This window comes from Moraxella sp. I5G (genome assembly GCF_055193055.1).
Map to the genome: position 1 here is coordinate 18481 of NZ_JBUXLH010000018.1, position 16961 is coordinate 35441.

Annotated in this window: 18 protein-coding genes and 1 tRNA gene; 7 read left to right on the top strand and 12 right to left on the bottom strand. The window is 36.5% G+C overall.

All coding sequences use genetic code 11. The annotated features are described in order from the left end of the window. Window positions 1–96: 96 nt before the first annotated feature. A complete protein-coding gene (locus ACZBKJ_RS09085) occupies window positions 97–1011 on the bottom strand; it encodes a transaldolase family protein (protein WP_463200743.1) in 915 nt (304 codons plus the stop codon). A 111-nt stretch (window positions 1012–1122) separates the two neighbouring features. On the opposite strand from ACZBKJ_RS09085, the gene ACZBKJ_RS09090 reads away from it, so the two are divergent. Then, a complete protein-coding gene (locus ACZBKJ_RS09090; protein ID WP_463200744.1) occupies window positions 1123–1503 on the top strand; it encodes a Spx/MgsR family RNA polymerase-binding regulatory protein in 381 nt (126 codons plus the stop codon). Here ACZBKJ_RS09090 and ACZBKJ_RS09095 read toward each other — a convergent pair. From ACZBKJ_RS09095 to argG, 8 genes are all read right to left on the bottom strand, one after another. Then, entirely contained in the window at window positions 1498–2451 is a 954-nt protein-coding gene (locus ACZBKJ_RS09095) for a DUF4349 domain-containing protein (protein ID WP_463200745.1), read from the bottom strand. The two genes, ACZBKJ_RS09090 and ACZBKJ_RS09095, sit on opposite strands and share 6 nt — an antisense overlap. A 15-nt stretch (window positions 2452–2466) precedes the next feature. Beyond that, window positions 2467–3351: an acetylglutamate kinase gene (gene argB, locus ACZBKJ_RS09100; protein WP_463200746.1), complete on the bottom strand. Its 885-nt coding sequence runs from the start codon at window positions 3349–3351 to the stop codon at window positions 2467–2469. A gap of 54 nt (window positions 3352–3405) precedes the next feature. Further along, window positions 3406–3870 carry a dUTP diphosphatase gene (gene dut, locus ACZBKJ_RS09105; protein ID WP_463200747.1) on the bottom strand — a complete coding sequence of 155 codons (465 nt, stop codon included), beginning with the start codon at window positions 3868–3870 and terminating at the stop codon, window positions 3406–3408. A gap of 177 nt (window positions 3871–4047) precedes the next feature. Next, window positions 4048–4488, bottom strand: coding sequence for a protein-export chaperone SecB (secB, locus tag ACZBKJ_RS09110; protein WP_463200748.1), 441 nt, complete (start codon window positions 4486–4488; stop codon window positions 4048–4050). 63 nt (window positions 4489–4551) lie between these two features. Next, window positions 4552–4812 (bottom strand): glutaredoxin 3, encoded by a 261-nt coding sequence (gene grxC, locus ACZBKJ_RS09115; RefSeq protein ID WP_463200749.1) that lies wholly within the window; start codon window positions 4810–4812, stop codon window positions 4552–4554. A 27-nt stretch (window positions 4813–4839) separates the two neighbouring features. Further along, window positions 4840–5256 carry a rhodanese-like domain-containing protein gene (locus ACZBKJ_RS09120; protein ID WP_463200750.1) on the bottom strand — a complete coding sequence of 139 codons (417 nt, stop codon included), beginning with the start codon at window positions 5254–5256 and terminating at the stop codon, window positions 4840–4842. Between the two features lie 133 nt (window positions 5257–5389). After that, window positions 5390–6448, bottom strand: coding sequence for a ribosome small subunit-dependent GTPase A (gene rsgA, locus ACZBKJ_RS09125; RefSeq protein ID WP_463200751.1), 1059 nt, complete (start codon window positions 6446–6448; stop codon window positions 5390–5392). A gap of 633 nt (window positions 6449–7081) precedes the next feature. Continuing rightward, complete coding sequence (argG, locus tag ACZBKJ_RS09130) at window positions 7082–8413, bottom strand: argininosuccinate synthase (protein WP_463200752.1); 1332 nt, start codon at window positions 8411–8413, stop codon at window positions 7082–7084. A gap of 165 nt (window positions 8414–8578) precedes the next feature. Between argG and ACZBKJ_RS09135 the strand changes: the two genes are divergently transcribed. From ACZBKJ_RS09135 to ACZBKJ_RS09145, 3 genes are read left to right on the top strand one after another with little or no spacing between them, the layout of a single operon-like run. Then, complete coding sequence (locus ACZBKJ_RS09135; RefSeq protein WP_463200753.1) at window positions 8579–9076, top strand: L,D-transpeptidase family protein; 498 nt, start codon at window positions 8579–8581, stop codon at window positions 9074–9076. Window positions 9077–9100: 24 nt separating this feature from the next. Continuing rightward, a complete protein-coding gene (locus tag ACZBKJ_RS09140) occupies window positions 9101–9532 on the top strand; it encodes a hypothetical protein (RefSeq protein WP_463200754.1) in 432 nt (143 codons plus the stop codon). Window positions 9533–9548: 16 nt separating this feature from the next. Further along, the gene (locus ACZBKJ_RS09145; protein ID WP_463200755.1) at window positions 9549–10517 is read left to right on the top strand and encodes a LysR family transcriptional regulator; all 969 of its coding nucleotides are present in this window, start codon (window positions 9549–9551) and stop codon (window positions 10515–10517) included. Here ACZBKJ_RS09145 and ACZBKJ_RS09150 read toward each other — a convergent pair. Then, on the bottom strand, window positions 10509–10967 hold the full coding sequence (locus ACZBKJ_RS09150) for a pyrimidine dimer DNA glycosylase/endonuclease V (protein WP_463200756.1): 459 nt from the start codon (window positions 10965–10967) through the stop codon (window positions 10509–10511). The two genes, ACZBKJ_RS09145 and ACZBKJ_RS09150, sit on opposite strands and share 9 nt — an antisense overlap. 171 nt (window positions 10968–11138) lie before the next feature. On the opposite strand from ACZBKJ_RS09150, the gene mnmG reads away from it, so the two are divergent. The 3 genes from mnmG (at window position 11139) to ACZBKJ_RS09165 (ending at window position 14893) form a co-directional block, all read left to right on the top strand. After that, entirely contained in the window at window positions 11139–13022 is a 1884-nt protein-coding gene (gene mnmG, locus ACZBKJ_RS09155) for a tRNA uridine-5-carboxymethylaminomethyl(34) synthesis enzyme MnmG (RefSeq protein ID WP_463200757.1), read from the top strand. A 62-nt stretch (window positions 13023–13084) separates the two neighbouring features. Continuing rightward, complete coding sequence (locus tag ACZBKJ_RS09160; RefSeq protein WP_463200758.1) at window positions 13085–13897, top strand: TIGR02452 family protein; 813 nt, start codon at window positions 13085–13087, stop codon at window positions 13895–13897. 27 nt (window positions 13898–13924) lie between these two features. Beyond that, a complete protein-coding gene (locus ACZBKJ_RS09165) occupies window positions 13925–14893 on the top strand; it encodes an AEC family transporter (protein ID WP_463200760.1) in 969 nt (322 codons plus the stop codon). A gap of 107 nt (window positions 14894–15000) precedes the next feature. On the opposite strand, the gene ACZBKJ_RS09170 is transcribed toward ACZBKJ_RS09165, so the two are convergent. Both ACZBKJ_RS09170 and ACZBKJ_RS09175 read right to left on the bottom strand, forming a co-directional pair. Next, window positions 15001–16374 (bottom strand): lytic murein transglycosylase, encoded by a 1374-nt coding sequence (locus ACZBKJ_RS09170; RefSeq protein WP_463200761.1) that lies wholly within the window; start codon window positions 16372–16374, stop codon window positions 15001–15003. Window positions 16375–16518: 144 nt separating this feature from the next. After that, window positions 16519–16594 (bottom strand) — tRNA-Glu (locus ACZBKJ_RS09175). Between the last annotated feature and the right edge of the window lie 367 nt (window positions 16595–16961).

Genomic DNA, 16961 nt, shown 5'->3' on the forward strand with positions numbered 1-16961 from the left:
AAATAACGAAATTTATCAATATTTAAGCTGATAGATTACAAGCGTTTTCTTTTTTTGTAAAGTGTTTTTTACGATGGTTTATTGCTAACCAAAGAATTATTGTCGGGTTAATTTCTCTGCCAACACATCTCTAGCTTGAATAAAACCATCAATGCCTTTTAGCAATAATTGATTGAGTGGATGGTGATTTTGTGTTTGATTAAAAGTATCAAAATCAATGACTGATGGTTTGTTTTCTAATTTTTTATCAAAACTTAGCATTCTGATAACAGGTTTATCCATGTTGGATAATTCATCTAATAGAGTAGGTGAAATGGTTAATAAATCACAACCTGCCAATGCCAAAATCTGCTCACAGCTTCTAAAACTTGCTCCCATAACTTCTGTAGTGTAACCGTGTTTTTTATAAAAATGATAAATATTTTTAACTGAAAGCACGCCTAAATCATCATGAATATCAATGGTTTCTTTATTTTCATGCTGTTTTTGCCAGTCTGTGATTCGTCCAACAAATGGTGAAATGAGTGTAACACCAGCATCAGCACAGGCTTGAGCTTGAATTTGAGTAAATAGTAAGGTTAAATTACAGTGAATGCCTTGCTGTTCTAGGATTTTTGCGGCTTCTATGCCTTGCCATGTTGCGGCAATCTTGATTAAAATTCGTTCTTTTTTAACGCCCAATTTTTCATAAGCGTCAATAAATTGCAGGGCTTTTGTAACGGTTTTTTGGGTATCAAATGATAATTTAGCATCAACTTCAGTAGAAACTCGTCCTGTAATGTGTTCCAAAATCAGTTTGCCCAACCAAACTGTTAAATAATCAATCGCTTCCTCAGTTGTAAGGTGTTTAGTACTGCAGACAATATCGTCGTATTCACCACTGATAAAAGCGGATGTAATTAGGCTTGGATTGGTGGTTGCATCAATGGGTTTTAGGCGTATGATAGCAGACAAATCACCTGTGTCAGCAACAAGAGTGGTCATTTTAGCAAGTTGAGATAAAGTGTTCATGATCATAAAAATCAACAAAAATAAAATATTGATAAATTAACATAAAATTGACAATTTGGCAAAATTTTAGATAAAATTAACGATTTCATCATGATACAGTTGGATAAAGACATGATTACAATTTATGGCATTAAAAATTGCAATAGTATGAAAAAAGCATTTGATTTTTTAACAACCCATCAAATACCATATCAATTTTTTGATTATAAAAAAGTAACTTTATCCAAACATGAGTTCGATGAGCTTCTAGCAATATTTGGATTGGATAAAGTCATCAACAAACAAGGTACAACCTATAAAAAATTGGATGAAGACGCAAAAAATAGCTTGATAAACCATCAGTCGTTAGCGAATGCTGATTTAACCATTTATGATATTGTTAAAGAAAATCAAAGCATACTAAAACGCCCAATAATAATTGGTGAATACAATGACAAAGAAATTCAGCTGATTGGTTTTGACGAACCGCTGTATGCAAAGACATTTTTATAACTCATGTTTGGTTTTTTCTTTTATATGGGCTGGCGCAACCTTTTTGCGACGTCTTAGCCATTTACAGATAGCATACAAGCCAGCACATGTTGCCAAAATAATAACCCAAAGTTTGCTAATTAATAAAATAAGTTGTAAAAAATAATACCAGCCATCTGCCAATGAATTTTTTAATTGGCTAAAGAAAGTATAATTACTTTCTTGCTTGATTCTGTTATCAATATCAGGAATGGTTTTTTGAGTAACTTTCGCAGCTTCATGAAATTTTAATGTGATGGTGGTAAACTTAACTTTGTCTTCAAGCATCATTTTTTGAAGCTCAGCATACATTTGTTCTTCTTTTGCTGACGCGTTTTGTGTGATGATGGTAGTTTTTTCTTGATTATTATCAATATGTTGCAGTTCTTGTTGTTTCTCACTTTGAATTTTGGCTTGTAGCAATGATTTTTGGATGTCTAATTTCACATCTTCAGCCAAAAAATTACGATATTCCAAAAACTCCATCAATGGCGATAATTCTGTTAAAAAGGCTGCCACATTTTGTTTTGGAATGCGTATAATAACATTAGCATGGCGGTTGTAACTGATAAGCTGCTTTTTTTGGTCATGACCAACAGATAGGGTATGAGTGGAATTTTCTTGATTGGCAATTTGACTGTTTTGAATGTAACCTCCATGTTTTAGGGTGAGATTTTCGATTTCACTATTGGTTTTTAAAACATCACTGGTTTCAAAACTAATCTCACCATTTACCGCTAATAAACGGTTTTTTAAGTGAGGATTATTTTCTTCTTGAGTGATGATTTGGCTTTCTGGCAAAATATTTGCAGTAAGTGTGGTGAATTCAGCTGCTTCATAAGTTGAATGGGGCGCATGGGCTGAATCAGGTGATTTTTGACAAGCCACTAATAAAAAAGCTGGGATTAAAACTAGACAAAGTTTGTTCATTTTATTTCTCTAATTTTAGGCTTCATTTAAAATCTGAGTACCAACTCCTTCATCAGTAAAAATTTCCAATAAACACGCATGAGGAACTCTGCCATCAACAATCGTGGCGCTTCTAAGACCTGCTTTAACAGCGTCAAGCGCCCCTGCAATTTTGGGAATCATACCACCATAAATTGTTCCGTCCTTGATTAAATTATCAACATCTTCGGGCGATAGGCTAGTTAAAATTTTGCCATTTTTATCCAAAACCCCTTTGATATTGGTCAGTAATAATAGGCGCTGTGCATTTAAAAATTGTGCAACTTTTCCTGCAACCAAATCGGCATTGATATTGTAGGTATTGCCTTCTTCATCTACGCCTAACGGAGCGATTACAGGAATAAAATCACTAGCAATTAGCATGTCAATAACAGTTTTATTGATGCTTTTAACTTCGCCAACAAACCCCAAATCAATTTTATTTCCTGATTCGTTTGTTTTAATCAGCTTTTGAGCGGTGATAAGATTGGCATCTTTGCCAGTCAAACCAATAGCTTTACCGCCATGTTTATTAATCAAATTAACAATGGACTTATTGACTCCACCACCCAACACCATCTCTACCACGTCCATGGTTGCTTTGTCAGTAACGCGCATGCCATCAATGCGCTCTGATTCTCGTCCAAGTTCGCCTAGCAATCGGTCTACTTGAGGTCCGCCGCCGTGTACCACCACAGGGTGAATACCAACAGTTTTTAAAAGTACAATGTCTTTGGCAAAAGAACTTTCAAGTTTGGGGTCAGTCATGGCGTTTCCGCCATATTTAATGACGATTAGTTTGTCTTTGTATCTTTGGATATAGGGTAGAGCAGTTGTAATGGTTTGAGCGGTGAGTTTGGCTTCATCTAAAGTTAAAGACATATTTTTTCCTTAAAAAACAGTAAACTATAAATAATAAAGCATTTATTTGTAATATCAATGCGTTCCAGAGCTTCCAAAACCGCCTGCGCCACGCTCGCTAACATCACTAAATTCTTCAACAATCTCAAAATCAGGACGACAAATTGGCACAACCATATATTGCGCCATACGTTCAGCAGGATTTAAAGTAAAATCTTGACCACTTCGATTCCAAACACTCACCATCAATTCACCTTGATAATCAGCATCAATCAAACCAACCAAATTGCCCAAAACGATACCATGTTTGTGCCCAAGCCCAGAGCGCGGCAATATCAGTCCAGCAAAATTGGGATTGGAAATATAGACGCAAATACCCGTTCCAACCAAACAAGTCTCACCTGCCTTAATGGTTAAAGGTTCGTCAATGCACGCTCGCAAATCAATCGCTGCCGAACCATCAGTTGCTCGAGTGGGTATTGGAAAATTTGGGTCTTGACCAATTTTTGGATTGATAATTTTAACTTGTACTGTTTGCATAATTTCTCAAAATCAAGGGATTAGAATCAAAGTGTTAAAAAACCGCCATTAAAACCATTGTTAAAATGTTAAAAAATAACATTTTAAAGTAACTGTCATTATAATCAATTTATCCAAAATAAAAAACCCAAAAACCATAAAGATTTTTGGGCTTGATTACTGATAGGTAATCACTGATTAAGCATTACCTTCGTTTTGAGCTTGGCTTTGTAAAAATGCTTGGTCAAAGTTTACAGGTGCAAGCAACAATTGTGGGAAGCTACCACGAGCAATAATGTCACTGATAACTTCACGAGCATAAGGGAATAACACATTTGGACAATAGGCATTTAATAAATGTGGCATATCACTTTCGGGGATATTTTTTAGCACAAAAATACCCGCTTGTTGAACCTCAGCAATAAATGCAGTACTACCCGCATTTTTGGCGGTAACACTGACTGTTAATACCACTTCTTTGTGGTCTTCATCCAAATCAGAACTTGCCGTGGTTAAACCGATATCAAGCTCTGGCTGCCACTCTTTGGTAAACACTTCAGCACTAGGCACTTCAAGCGAAATGTCTTTTACATAGATGCGCTCAAGACCAAGTTGGGGGGCTAATTGTTCGTCTGACATAAAAAAACTCCAATAGGTTTAACAGATTGATAATAAAGAAATTTATTTGAAGTTAAATGGTTGTTAAGCATTTAACAACGCATCAAGTTTACCATCTTTTTCTAATTTGTTGAGATTATCAAAACCACCAATAAAAGCATCACCAATAAAAATACGTGGTACAGTGCGATAATTATTGGTACGGACATTCAAACTGTCCAATTCATCCTGACTTAAAGTCAATACATTAAATTCTTGATAATTTACGCCTTTACGTTCTAATAGTTGCTTGGCGGCAACACAATAAGGACATGTGGTTTTGGTGTAGATTTGAACAGCTACCATTGGAATTCCTTTGGATTCTAGGTTGAATTATTTTTTAGTTTTTGGGGTAATTAAGGGCAATCCTGCTGCTTGGTAATTGGTAATTCCACCTTCTAATCGCATGGCGTTAGGTTTACCCAAAAGCTGCACTGCCATACCTGCCTGCATGCCCATATCGCAGATAAAAATAATGGGTGCGGTGATGGCTTGCAGTTCATTAAGATGATTTTTTAATTCAGTAAATGGAATATTGCGACTACCAGAAATATAACCTGTAGTAAATTTATTAGTGGGGCGAATGTCAATTAAAACCGCATTTTGATTATTAACCATCATACCTAATGCGTTTGGGGCAATTTTTTTGCCGCTACGTTTGTTTTCTATGCTAAAAAACATCACCACCAACACAAATAATGTGCCAAATAAAAAAGGGTGGTTGCTCATAAATTCAAACCAGCGTTCCACAAAAATTACTCCATTTTACAACAAAAATCAACATACAAGCGAAGTATTATACTGATTTTTTATAAAAAATACATCTTATTTTATTGGGATAAATGTAAAATTTTATTTGGTTTACATATGTTTATCTGCGCATTTAATGACTGGATTTTGAGTTTTTGGCTTCTGTATAAAGTTCATTAAAGCTGTCAATGCGTCTGGATAAAATTTCACCATTTTCGACCATTTTCCAAAAATTACATCCCTTGCTATTTGCTTTATGGGTACAGTCGCGAAATTGACAAGTCCCAGACAGCTCAAACAGTTCATCAAACCCATATAAGATTTCATCAGGTGATAAGTGCCAAACCCCATATTCGCGAATTCCAGGTGTATCAATAATGCCGCCTTTGGTTAAATCTGCATCATCATACGCCAAAAAACGACTGGTTGTGGTGGTGTGCTGTCCAAGTTCAGAATTGGTAGAAATTACGTTGGTGGACTGATTAGCATGGGGTAAAAGCGTATTAATTAAACTTGATTTACCAACGCCAGATTGCCCTGCAAACACACAGATTTTATGATTAATTTGGCGTTTTAATTCAATAATGCTTTGTTTGTCCTGATAACTGGTTTGAATGACATTAAAGCCATATTTTCCCCCTAGAAATTGATATTCTTCAAAAATTTTTGAGACGTCAGCAAAATTTTCCAACAAATCTGCTTTATTTAAAATTAAAAGAGGCGTCACTTTACTTAATTTGGCAATAAGTAAATAACGGTCAATTAAGTTGGTTGATGGTTTTGGTAAAGGCGCAAAAACAATTGCCAAAATATCAACATTGCTAGCAACTGGTTTTAATTTATGATAGCGGTCAGGGCGCGTGATGAGAGTACTTCTTGGTAAAAGTATTTCAATGACTCCAGCGCTACTATCTTGCGGGTTTAGGCTAAATTTTACTAAATCACCTGCCGACAATAAAGGCAGATTAGTACGAACATGACAGCGGCAAACCTCCCCAACAATCAAAGATTGGGTTGAATTTGGATAATTTGAAGGGTCATCAGGTAAAGCGGTAATTTGCACATCAAGCTGTTTGCCAAAATGAGCGACAATCACGCCAGAAAATAAATATTTATCATCTACAGTTTGATGATTTTTTTGAATTTGTCGGGTTTGGTTTTTGGTAAGTTTGCGTTTGCGAATTATGGACATAGTAACTACATTTAAATAATAACAATCTATTGTAAACCATTTATTTAAATTAAAAAATATGATTTTATAATTAAATTATTTAAAAACAGCAATTTTTTTATTACATTTTCAAAAATTTATATAGGTTATTTAAATGATTTTAGTAAATTTACTTATATCAAACAATAAAATGAATTTGCTTTTAGCTTTAATATTAATACTATTCTTTAGAAATAGCTCTTTGGAAATAACCTAGTATTTTTAGAAATAAGTGAATGATTTTATTATATGGAAAGTTATTAAATGCGTTTAGGAGCTTTTTATAAAACTTTTATTAAAGATAATTTACTGAAAACTTAAGATAAATTAGTGATGAATAATTTAAAAAATAAATTATATTAAAAAAATTTTTAAATTACAATCAATTTAAAATTCATTATTTAAAAGTTTTTGATAAATAAGTTTGAATCATTAGCTGATTTTAAAAACTTTAAATCAAACATACCAAAGTTGATGAGTAACACATTATACAAAAACTATTTTAGTAATCTTTGTTTTAGAACAAAGGGTTTTGGATGTCAATTACAATAATAAACTAGTGACAACCAAAACCCCATGTAATAGCTTTTATACCATCAGCTTTTTTTAAAAAGCTTATTTATTTTCCAATTGTGGAACAACATTACTGGTATGTCCCAATAAGCCCGATTGGGTGTATATTGCCAATTTTTGACGAGTGTCAGCAATATCTAAGTTGCGCATGGTAAGTTGTCCGATGCGGTCTGTTGGAGTAAAGGCAGCATCTTCTACTTTTTCCATGGAGAGGCGTTCAGGTTCATAGGTAAGATTTGGTGATTTGGTATCTAAGATACTGTAATCATTGCCACGTCTAAGCTCTAAAGTAACACTACCTGTGATGGCTTTAGCAACCCAGCGCTGAGCAGTTTCGCGCAGCATCAAGGCTTGAGAATCAAACCAGCGACCTTGATAAAGCAAACGACCTAAACGTAAACCATTGATGCGGTACTGTTCAATCGTGTCTTCATTGTGAATACCCGTTACTAAACGCTCATAAGCGATGTGCAATAATGCCATTCCTGGAGCTTCATAAATACCACGAGATTTGGCTTCAATAATACGATTTTCAATTTGGTCAGTCATTCCAAGCCCGTGTCTTCCCCCGATTTCATTGGCTTTTAGCATCATTTGGGTAAGGTCATCAAACGTTTCCCCATTGATGGCAATGGGCACGCCTTCTGAAAATTCAATTTCTACAATTTCAGTTTTGATTTCAATGGTTTCGTCCCAAAAAGCAACCCCCATAATTGGTTCAACAATCTTATGGCTAGCACTTAAAAATTCTAAATCTTTAGCTTCGTGAGTTGCTCCAAGCATATTGGAGTCAGTAGAGTAGGCTTTTTCTTTGCTCATTTTGTAATCAAAACCATTGTTGATTAAAAACTCAGACATTTCAGCACGGCCGCCAAGCTCATCAATAAATTTTACATCAAGCCAAGGTTTGTAAATTTTTAGGTTAGGATTGGTTAATAATCCATAACGATAAAAACGTTCAATATCATTGCCTTTGTAGGTTGAGCCGTCGCCCCAAATATCAACACCATCTTCTGCCATAGCTGCAACAAGCATCGTTCCCGTGACTGCCCGACCCAGCGGTGTGGTGTTAAAGTAAGGCATGCCACCTGTTGTGATGTGAAATGCTCCACATTGAATCGCCGCAATGCCTTCTTTGGCAAGCTGTAAACGGCAATCAATTAAGCGAGCATTTTCTGCGCCATACGCCATCGCTTTTTTAGGAATGGCATTATAATCCTCTTCATCAGGCTGACCTAAGTTGGCGGTATATGCGTAAGGTAGCGCTCCTTTTTGCTTCATCCATAGTAAAGCTGCTGATGTATCTAAACCACCAGAAAAAGCAATTCCAACCTTTTGTCCTTTAGGTAATGATTGTAAAATGGTGTGGCTCATAAATACTCCTAGGTTTGTTTTTACTTAAGGTTTTTTCATTTAATATTCGAATCCATTGCGATATTTTATCACAAAAAATAACACAAAATAAGTGAAAAACAAACCTATTTTTGTTAGAATGGGAATTTTAATTATTTGTTTAAACACCTATTTTGTGCTAAATTTATGCAAAATTACCGTATATTGGTAGATACCACTACCCAAACATTAACCGTATTTTGTTATAACACAATCGTGGATACTTTTTGCATTTCCACAGCAAAAAACGGCACAGGACAGCTGGAGAATTCTTATTGCACACCTTTGGGAGTGCACGTTATTGCTGAAAAAATTGGTACAAATTGCCCAATAAATACGGTGTTTGTGGGGCGCAAGTTTACTGGTGAAGTTTATGACGAAAATTTAGGTAAGCAGTACCCAGATAGAGATTGGATTTTAAGTCGAATTTTATGGTTAAAAGGCACCGAGATGGGTAAAAATTTAGGCAAAACTGCGGATGGTAAATCGTGCGACACTTATGGTCGTTACATTTATATACACGGTACACCTGATAGTGAACCTATGGGTGTGCCAATGTCGCATGGCTGTATTCGCATGAGAAATGAAGATATTATTAAATTGTACGAATGTGTTGCTGTTGGTACGTGTGTGGAAATTGTTTAAAATATTGTTAGTTAGAGTTGTTTTATGCAAAAAATCAATGTGATGAATTACAAGATAAAGGTAGTATTTTTGTGCGTAATATCATTAATTTTCTTATCAGCGTGTCAGCATAAACTGTACAAAAATCGACCACAACCTGAACCCATTACTCAAATACCAATCTATATTACACCTGCAACTTATCAAGCCTATCGCCAAGAAGAAGCTCAAAATCGTACATTAATTATCTATTTTGAAGAAGGTAAAAAACAAAATTTGATGAATGCCATCAACGCTAAGGGCGATACCGTAATTTATGATTATAAAGTATTTAATGCTATTGCCATCACCATCAAAACAAATGAAAGCACATCTTCAGTAACTGACTTTTATCAAAAAATAGATGGCGTTTTGCAAGTAGCAGAAAGTCAAGTCAATTCATTAAATAAGATTAGTCCCATAAATCCAAATTTATAAAACAATAAGAGCGATTATGAATCTGCAAAAAGTTGATTTAAATCTTTTGGTGTATTTAGATGTGTTGTTGCGCGAAAAAAACGTAACCCGAGCCGCCGAACAACTTGACATTACTCAGCCTGCAATGAGTAATATTTTGCGCAGATTGCGTTCTTTATTAAATGACCCATTACTTGTGCGTTCCAGTGAAGGTATGACCCCAACTGAGCGTGCCAGTGAACTTCAGCCACGCATTAGAGAGATTTTATCTGATGTAGCCGCAATTTTAGAACCACGTACCGAATTTCGTCCTTATAGTACATCGCGAATTTTTCGCATCATGACCAGTGATTATGCTGAGGCGACACTTGTGCCAAGATTGGTAAAAGCCTTACGTTCCGAAGCTCCTAATGTTATCTTGGATTTTTTAACACCATCGGATGTATCGTATCGAGATATGGAACAAGGTCGTGTGGATTTAGCGATTAATCGCTTTAATGAAATTCCTCAAAGTTTTCATCAAGTTTTGGTTTGGCGCGATACATTTAGTTGTCTTTTATCAGCAGAAAGTCCATATTTGTATCGTTTTAATCTAAAAAATTATCTAAAAGCCCAACATGTTTGGGTGTCTAAAACAGGCATGGGTGTTGGTTTTGGAGTTAACCCTGAAAAATCGGGCGGTCTGGGGTCAATTGATAAAGCACTGGAGCGACTTGGTCAAAAACGCCAAATCAGCGTTTTTACTCGTCATTACCAAATGCCTGCCATGTTAAGTGCCAATAAAGATTTGATTGCAACGTTGCCAACACGTGTTGCCAAACTGCAAGCCAATAACAATCCAAAAATTGTCGTCAAAGAACCACCATTTTTTATTCCAGAATTTGAATTAACGATGGCATGGTCGCCGTTATTACAACATCATCCCGCCCATAAATGGCTAAGACAGCTGATTTTACACGTAGCAAGACAAGTCATTGCTGAAGAGCAAAATAGCAATCTACATTAAATTATCCAGTTGTTCAAGATAAGCCTCATCATGAATTAGTTTGCCAAAATATCGATAAAAATTTGGGCGCTGATTAATTTTTTCTTTAAGCCTATGTATGTTTGCTAACAGCGCTTCTGGTGTTGGCTGGTAATCATGATAAAAACACTTATCAATCTCTTGACGAAACTTGACGATGCTGTCTTTTGGCGTAAATTGCATATTTCGTGCAGTCAATTCTTGTTTTAAAGCAAAATAACGCTTTTCAATAAATTCTAACTTATCATAAAAAAACAACACATGACCTTGACCCATGCGATAATTTTGTGGAATTTTTTGGAAAATTTCTTGATTATTTAGGCTTTTATTGGCTTTTTCAACCAAAGAAAACAGTCGAGTGATTTCACGATATTCAGCAAATAAATGTTGGTCAGTTAATATATTTGGATGAACCACATTGACACGAGTCATAAACTTCTTAAAATTAAATAAATTGGCATTATAACAAATAATTATTACAATCAGTCATCACAATTTGATTTAATTTTATTCTGTGAAATGATAAAACTCTCTTAAAAAAACTGTGTTAAAATGTAAGGTTTTTAAAAACTTAAATAAACAGTTTATACATAAAGGCAAATCATGAAATATCCTAAAAATTATGATGTGGTAGTTATTGGTGGTGGTCACGCAGGAACAGAAGCGGCTTTGGCGGCAGCACGTATGGGTGTAAGTACGTTACTGATCACACATAATATTGAAACGCTTGGGCAAATGAGCTGCAACCCTGCTATTGGCGGTATTGGTAAATCGCATTTGGTGCGTGAAGTGGACGCATTGGGTGGGGCTATGGCGTTGGCTGCTGATAGAGCGGGAATTCAGTTTCGAGTTTTAAATAGTCGAAAAGGAGCGGCAGTGCGAGCAACACGGGCACAAGCTGACCGTATTTTGTACAAAGCTGCGATTCGCCATATGTTGGAAAATCAACCAAATCTGGATTTATTTCAACAGCCTGTTGATGATATTGTCGTCGAAAATGGTCGTGCAACTTCGGTAATTACAGCAACAGGTGTCGAATTTATTACCAAAACTGTGGTATTGACCTCAGGAACATTTTTGGGCGGAACCATTTATGTGGGGCTTGACAGTCAGTGTGGTGGACGGGCAGGGGATATACCCGCCATTCGTTTAGCGGAGCGATTACGCGAATTAAAACTGCCCGTTGGGCGACTAAAAACAGGCACACCCGCTCGTATTGATGCTAGAACTGTGGATTTTTCGGTTATGACAGTGCAGCCTGGAGATACACCATTGCCTGTAATGAGTTATATGGGTAATGTCGCGATGCACCCAAAACAAGTAAATTGCTACATCACCCACACCAACGAACGTACCCATGATATTATTCGTGCCAATCTGGATAGAAGTCCAATGTTTAGTGGCAAAATTGAAGGGGTAGGACCTCGATACTGCCCATCTATTGAAGACAAAATTCATCGTTTTGCCGATAAAACAAGCCATCAGATTTTTATTGAACCAGAGGGTTTGACAACGCATGAATTGTATCCAAATGGCATTTCTACTAGTTTGCCATTTGATGTGCAATTGGATTTTATTCATAGCATGAAAGGACTTGAAAATGCCCACATCACTCGTCCTGGATATGCTATTGAGTATGATTATTTTGACCCACAAAATCTAAAACCAACTCTTGAAACCAAATCTATTGAAGGGCTTTATTTTGCGGGGCAAATCAATGGCACAACAGGTTATGAAGAGGCAGCAGCTCAGGGGCTTTTGGCAGGCATGAATGCTGCTTTATCTGTGCAAGAAAAGGATTCTTTTACCCCACGGCGTGATGAAGCGTATGTTGGTGTTTTGGTGGATGATTTAATTACGCATGGTACAAACGAACCGTATCGTATGTTTACAAGCCGTGCAGAACACAGATTATTATTACGTGAAGATAATGCCGATCAAAGACTCACTGAAATTGGGCGAAAATTAGGCTTGGTTGATGATGAACGCTGGCAAGCTTTCAGTCAAAAAATGGAAGCAATTGAACAAGAAACAGCACGTTTAGGGCATATCTGGGCGGCACCTAATAATGCAATCGGACGAGCTTTTATGCAAAATACAGATGAAGTTTTAACCAAAGAAAATAATTTACTGGATTTATTAAAGCGTCCAAATATTAAATTTACTGACATTGCTAAGATTGCAGAAAGCACCGTTAGTGGAGAGGTGGGCGAGCAGATTGAAATTGCAGTGAAATATGAGGGCTATATCAGTCGTCAAAATGAAGAAATTGAGCAAATGAAACGTCTTGAAAACACGCCTTTGCCAATGGATTTTGATTATCAGGCAGTATCAGGACTGTCTAATGAAATTGTACAAAAATTATCTCATATCCGACCGGCAACGCTGGCTCAAGCTAGCCGAATCAGTGGCGTAACTCCTGCGGCAGTCAGTTTACTTGCAATGACAATTAAAAAAATTAAAAAATTACAAGATATTGAAAAATAATTATTTCTTTATTTTAAACAGATGATTTACATATTTTGTTATTGAATGTGAAAAAAAATAAAATGAATATCAAAGAAATTGCTCAAAAGGCTTTAGAAATCAGCCAAACTGGTCAGTTGCCAAACGGTAAGGATTTTAGCTCTCAGCAAACTTTTGCTAAAATAAACTCTAAGCTATTTACTCCAGATGCATTACAAAAGATACTGCAAAATTGCCAACAAGACCAGTCAAATAAGACAGCTTGTCAAATTGAAGTTTGGGCATGCAGTACACAACAAGCAGCATTTAATTTAACCAGTCAGGGCAGGGATGTTGCATTACTAAATTTTGCTTCTGCTAAAAATGCAGGCGGCGGGTTTTTAGGAGGGGCAAAAGCTCAAGAGGAGGATTTGTGCCGTGCCTCGGGGCTTTATGAATGTCAATTGATGTGTCCAGTATATTATCAAGCCAACCGAGCAAATTCATCTTTGATTTATACTGACCATATGATTTATTCGCCAAAAGTACCGTTTTTTCGTTTAGATGATTGGCTTGATGATGTGTTTTTGGCATCGGTAATTACCGCTCCCGCCCCAAATATGGGGGCGTATTTAGCAAAACACAAACATGGTCAAGTAGATGTTGAACGTGCTTTTGTAAAAAGAGCAGAACTGTTACTGGCATTATTAAAATCATTAGGATATCGTACGCTGGTGCTTGGAGCGTGGGGCTGTGGCGTGTTTAAAAATAATCCTGTTTTTGTTGCGTCAGTATTTGCCGATTTGCTGAATCAGCCGTATTTTAAGACAGCGTTTGATGAAGTGACATTTGCCATTTACGATAAAAGTCAATCTCAAACTACGTTAAATGCTTTTAAAAATACGTTTGGCAAATAGGATTTAATAAGCATAAAAGGAATTTTTGTGAATATTGATACATTATTGTCAGCGATATTTTTTGCTTTTACAATTGTATTTCCAAACCTAGCTTTAATGGGGCTAGGTTTTTTTATGCAACGAAAAAATACAATTGATACCAATTTTGTGGATGTGGCATCAAAATTGGTGTTTAATTTTGGATTGCCATGTTTACTGTTTTTTAGCGTGATTAAAAGTACGGTCCATTATGGCGAACAAGTGATTTTATTAAGCGCAGGCGTGCTAACGACGTTTATTTTATTTTTTGGGGCAGAAATTTATGCCAAATTTTTTGTGAATGACATTAAGGATAAAGGTGTTTTTGTTCAAGGAGTATTCCGTTCTAATATGGCAATCATTTCTTTATCCGTTGTAGGCAATGCTTATGGAGCAGATGGCACCAGTGTTGGCGCAGTCTATATGGGGGTTTTGACGATTTTATATAATGTTTTGTCTGTCATTACTTTATCACGCACCCAAAAAGATAAAAACGTTACTAAACAGTTTGCGGGCATTTTAAAAAAAATATTCACCAATCCCTTGATTGTCGCGCTTGTCAGTGCATTTATATACAAAGCACTGTCTTTTCCTATGCTTCCAAAACCAATTATAAAAACGGGCGAATTGTTATCTAATATTGCTTTACCTTTGGCATTGATTTGTGCAGGAGCAACGCTGGATATGAAGTCCATGTTTGGTCTTTCTGGTGTGTCCATGCAAGCAAGTATTGGAAGAATTGTTGTTGCGCCAACATTAGCGATCATCATAGGGGTTATTTTTGCCTTATCTCCAATGCATTTTGGAGTCTTATTTATTATGGTGGCAAGCCCTGCTGCTGCTGCAAGTTATGTTATGGCAAAATCTATGGGTGGTAATGATGTACTTGCAGCAAATATTTTAGCATTTACCACAATTTTTAGCATGCTTGGTATGGCAATTGGTATGGCGATGTTAAGAGTTGTTGGACTGGTTTAAGCCGCCTAATTTCATAGTATATAATCAAATATTTTCGTGATAAAAAACTGTATTTTGTTAGATAAATAAAAAACCGCCTATTTTCTGGCGGTTTTCGTTTTGAGTCATTACCAAATCAATGAGCCAGCTGAGCTTTGGCTGATAAAACCATCTGGAATTTTGTTATTGTCTTTTTGCCAACGAGCAAATGCACGGCGAGTATTAGCACCTGCCACGCCATCGGTACCACCTGTATCATAACCAAGACTGGTTAGAGTTTGTTGCAGGCGTTTAATTTGAGCTGATGATAGGGGACTTTCGTGGCGAGGCCAGCTGGCAATAATGCCACTTTTGCCACTGATGCGTTTACCAAGTAGTGCCACACCCAAGGCATAATTTGATGAATTATTATACACTTTAATAACGTCAAAATTAGGCGTTATTAAAATTGCTGGACCATAAATACCCCCAGGTAGCCACAGTTCGGCTTCTGTATCACCAGAGAGTGTACCCCCAGAAACCAAATGTAACCCTGAATTTTGCCAAGCGCTTAACGATTGTTTTTGACCAATTAGATTGTGATTAAAGCCAGATGGTAAACGTACTTCATAAAATGCATCAACATTACGAATCCAGCCGCTATTACTTAGATAGTTGGCAGTGGAACTTAAAGCATCTGAGATTGTCCAAGGGTTTTTATGTCCGTCATTGTTGCCATCAACGCCTTGGGTTAGCCATGTTGATGGAATAAATTGAGTGTGTCCCATGCCGCCTGCCCAAGAACCTACTAAATCAGAACGCATAACATCACCACGTTCAATCATTTTTAACATGGCAATTAATTCGCCTTCGGCAAAGGCTCTGCGTCTACCATCATAGGCAAGACTGGATAACGCATTGATGAGATTCATGTTACCTGTTCCAGCCCCATAAGAGGATTCCATACCCCAAATTGCCACAACGATTTCTTTGGGTACCCCATATTGATTTTCTAAGCGCGTTAGCAGACTAGGATATTCATTTAATTGATTTTTTCCCTTACTTACACGTGTATTTGATGCAGCAGATTCAACGTATTCCCAAGGCATTTTAGAAAATTCAGCTTGTTTATTATCCAAGGCAATTACTTGATTATTTAAACTTGCTCCATTCATGAGTTGATAAACACTATTTTGATTGTAACCTTGTGAAATTAGACGGCTGATAAAATCATTTTTCCATTCATCAAAGCTGTGATAGTGCCGTTTTTCTTGGGCGATAGGAGCGGTGGGAGTAACGGTAATTGGTTTTGGCGATGGTGTAGCAACTGGAGTTTGCACAGGGATGTTTTGTGCGGGTGGTAGTTTTTGCGGTTCTTTGGGGGCAGGTTTGGCGTTGGGTCGCTCAATGGCAATGGCTGGATTCTCATGTTTGGGCGCAGAACTGCAGGCGACCAAAGCACCCAGAGCAAATCCTGCAATGCTGAGTAAAAATAAAGGATGGCGAATAATACGAATTAACATAAATTTTTGTAACCTATCATCAAAATTGACAGTAATATAGCATTATCACAGGGGGCTAATCAAGATAACTTGTGTGTTATCGCTGTATCAGAAGTTACAAAAAGTGAAAACTCTCAAGTGATTAGCTTGAGAGTTTAAAATAAGTGGCATCCCATAGGGGATTCGAACCCCTGTTACCGCCGTGAAAGGGCGATGTCCTAGGCCTCTAGACGAATGGGACGCTAGGCTTTTTCAGTGCTTTCACCATATATCTGAAAAAGTAGCGCCATTATAACAAAAATTTTTTATTCGTCAAGTATTTTTTTAAATTTTTTTGACGTTAGGTTTAATATTTTAAGTTTTTTTATCTAATCGTTGTTTTGGATAGCAAAAAAATCACCTCAAATAATTTTAGGGTTTTTTATTAGTCACCTCAATTTTGTGCAGAACTTCTTGAGCTTTTAGTTTGGTCTTCAGCGTTATTTAAACGAATCAGTAATGCATAAATTGTAGCAATAATCAGCACTCTTGCAATCAAAAAATATTTCCAAGCAGGGTAATGCGTAAGAACTTCTTAAATGATAAAAGGGATAATTAGATATTGTCAA

Coding starts and splice junctions, on each gene's coding strand:
- ACZBKJ_RS09085 (WP_463200743.1), bottom strand. CDS start 1,011: ATGAACACTTTATCTCAACTTGCTAAAATGACCACTCTTGTTGCTGAC.
- ACZBKJ_RS09090 (WP_463200744.1), top strand. CDS start 1,123: ATGATTACAATTTATGGCATTAAAAATTGCAATAGTATGAAAAAAGCA.
- ACZBKJ_RS09095 (WP_463200745.1), bottom strand. CDS start 2,451: ATGAACAAACTTTGTCTAGTTTTAATCCCAGCTTTTTTATTAGTGGCT.
- argB (WP_463200746.1), bottom strand. CDS start 3,351: ATGTCTTTAACTTTAGATGAAGCCAAACTCACCGCTCAAACCATTACA.
- dut (WP_463200747.1), bottom strand. CDS start 3,870: ATGCAAACAGTACAAGTTAAAATTATCAATCCAAAAATTGGTCAAGAC.
- secB (WP_463200748.1), bottom strand. CDS start 4,488: ATGTCAGACGAACAATTAGCCCCCCAACTTGGTCTTGAGCGCATCTAT.
- grxC (WP_463200749.1), bottom strand. CDS start 4,812: ATGGTAGCTGTTCAAATCTACACCAAAACCACATGTCCTTATTGTGTT.
- rsgA (WP_463200751.1), bottom strand. CDS start 6,448: ATGTCCATAATTCGCAAACGCAAACTTACCAAAAACCAAACCCGACAA.
- argG (WP_463200752.1), bottom strand. CDS start 8,413: ATGAGCCACACCATTTTACAATCATTACCTAAAGGACAAAAGGTTGGA.
- ACZBKJ_RS09135 (WP_463200753.1), top strand. CDS start 8,579: ATGCAAAATTACCGTATATTGGTAGATACCACTACCCAAACATTAACC.
- ACZBKJ_RS09140 (WP_463200754.1), top strand. CDS start 9,101: ATGCAAAAAATCAATGTGATGAATTACAAGATAAAGGTAGTATTTTTG.
- ACZBKJ_RS09145 (WP_463200755.1), top strand. CDS start 9,549: ATGAATCTGCAAAAAGTTGATTTAAATCTTTTGGTGTATTTAGATGTG.
- ACZBKJ_RS09150 (WP_463200756.1), bottom strand. CDS start 10,967: ATGACTCGTGTCAATGTGGTTCATCCAAATATATTAACTGACCAACAT.
- mnmG (WP_463200757.1), top strand. CDS start 11,139: ATGAAATATCCTAAAAATTATGATGTGGTAGTTATTGGTGGTGGTCAC.
- ACZBKJ_RS09160 (WP_463200758.1), top strand. CDS start 13,085: ATGAATATCAAAGAAATTGCTCAAAAGGCTTTAGAAATCAGCCAAACT.
- ACZBKJ_RS09170 (WP_463200761.1), bottom strand. CDS start 16,374: ATGTTAATTCGTATTATTCGCCATCCTTTATTTTTACTCAGCATTGCA.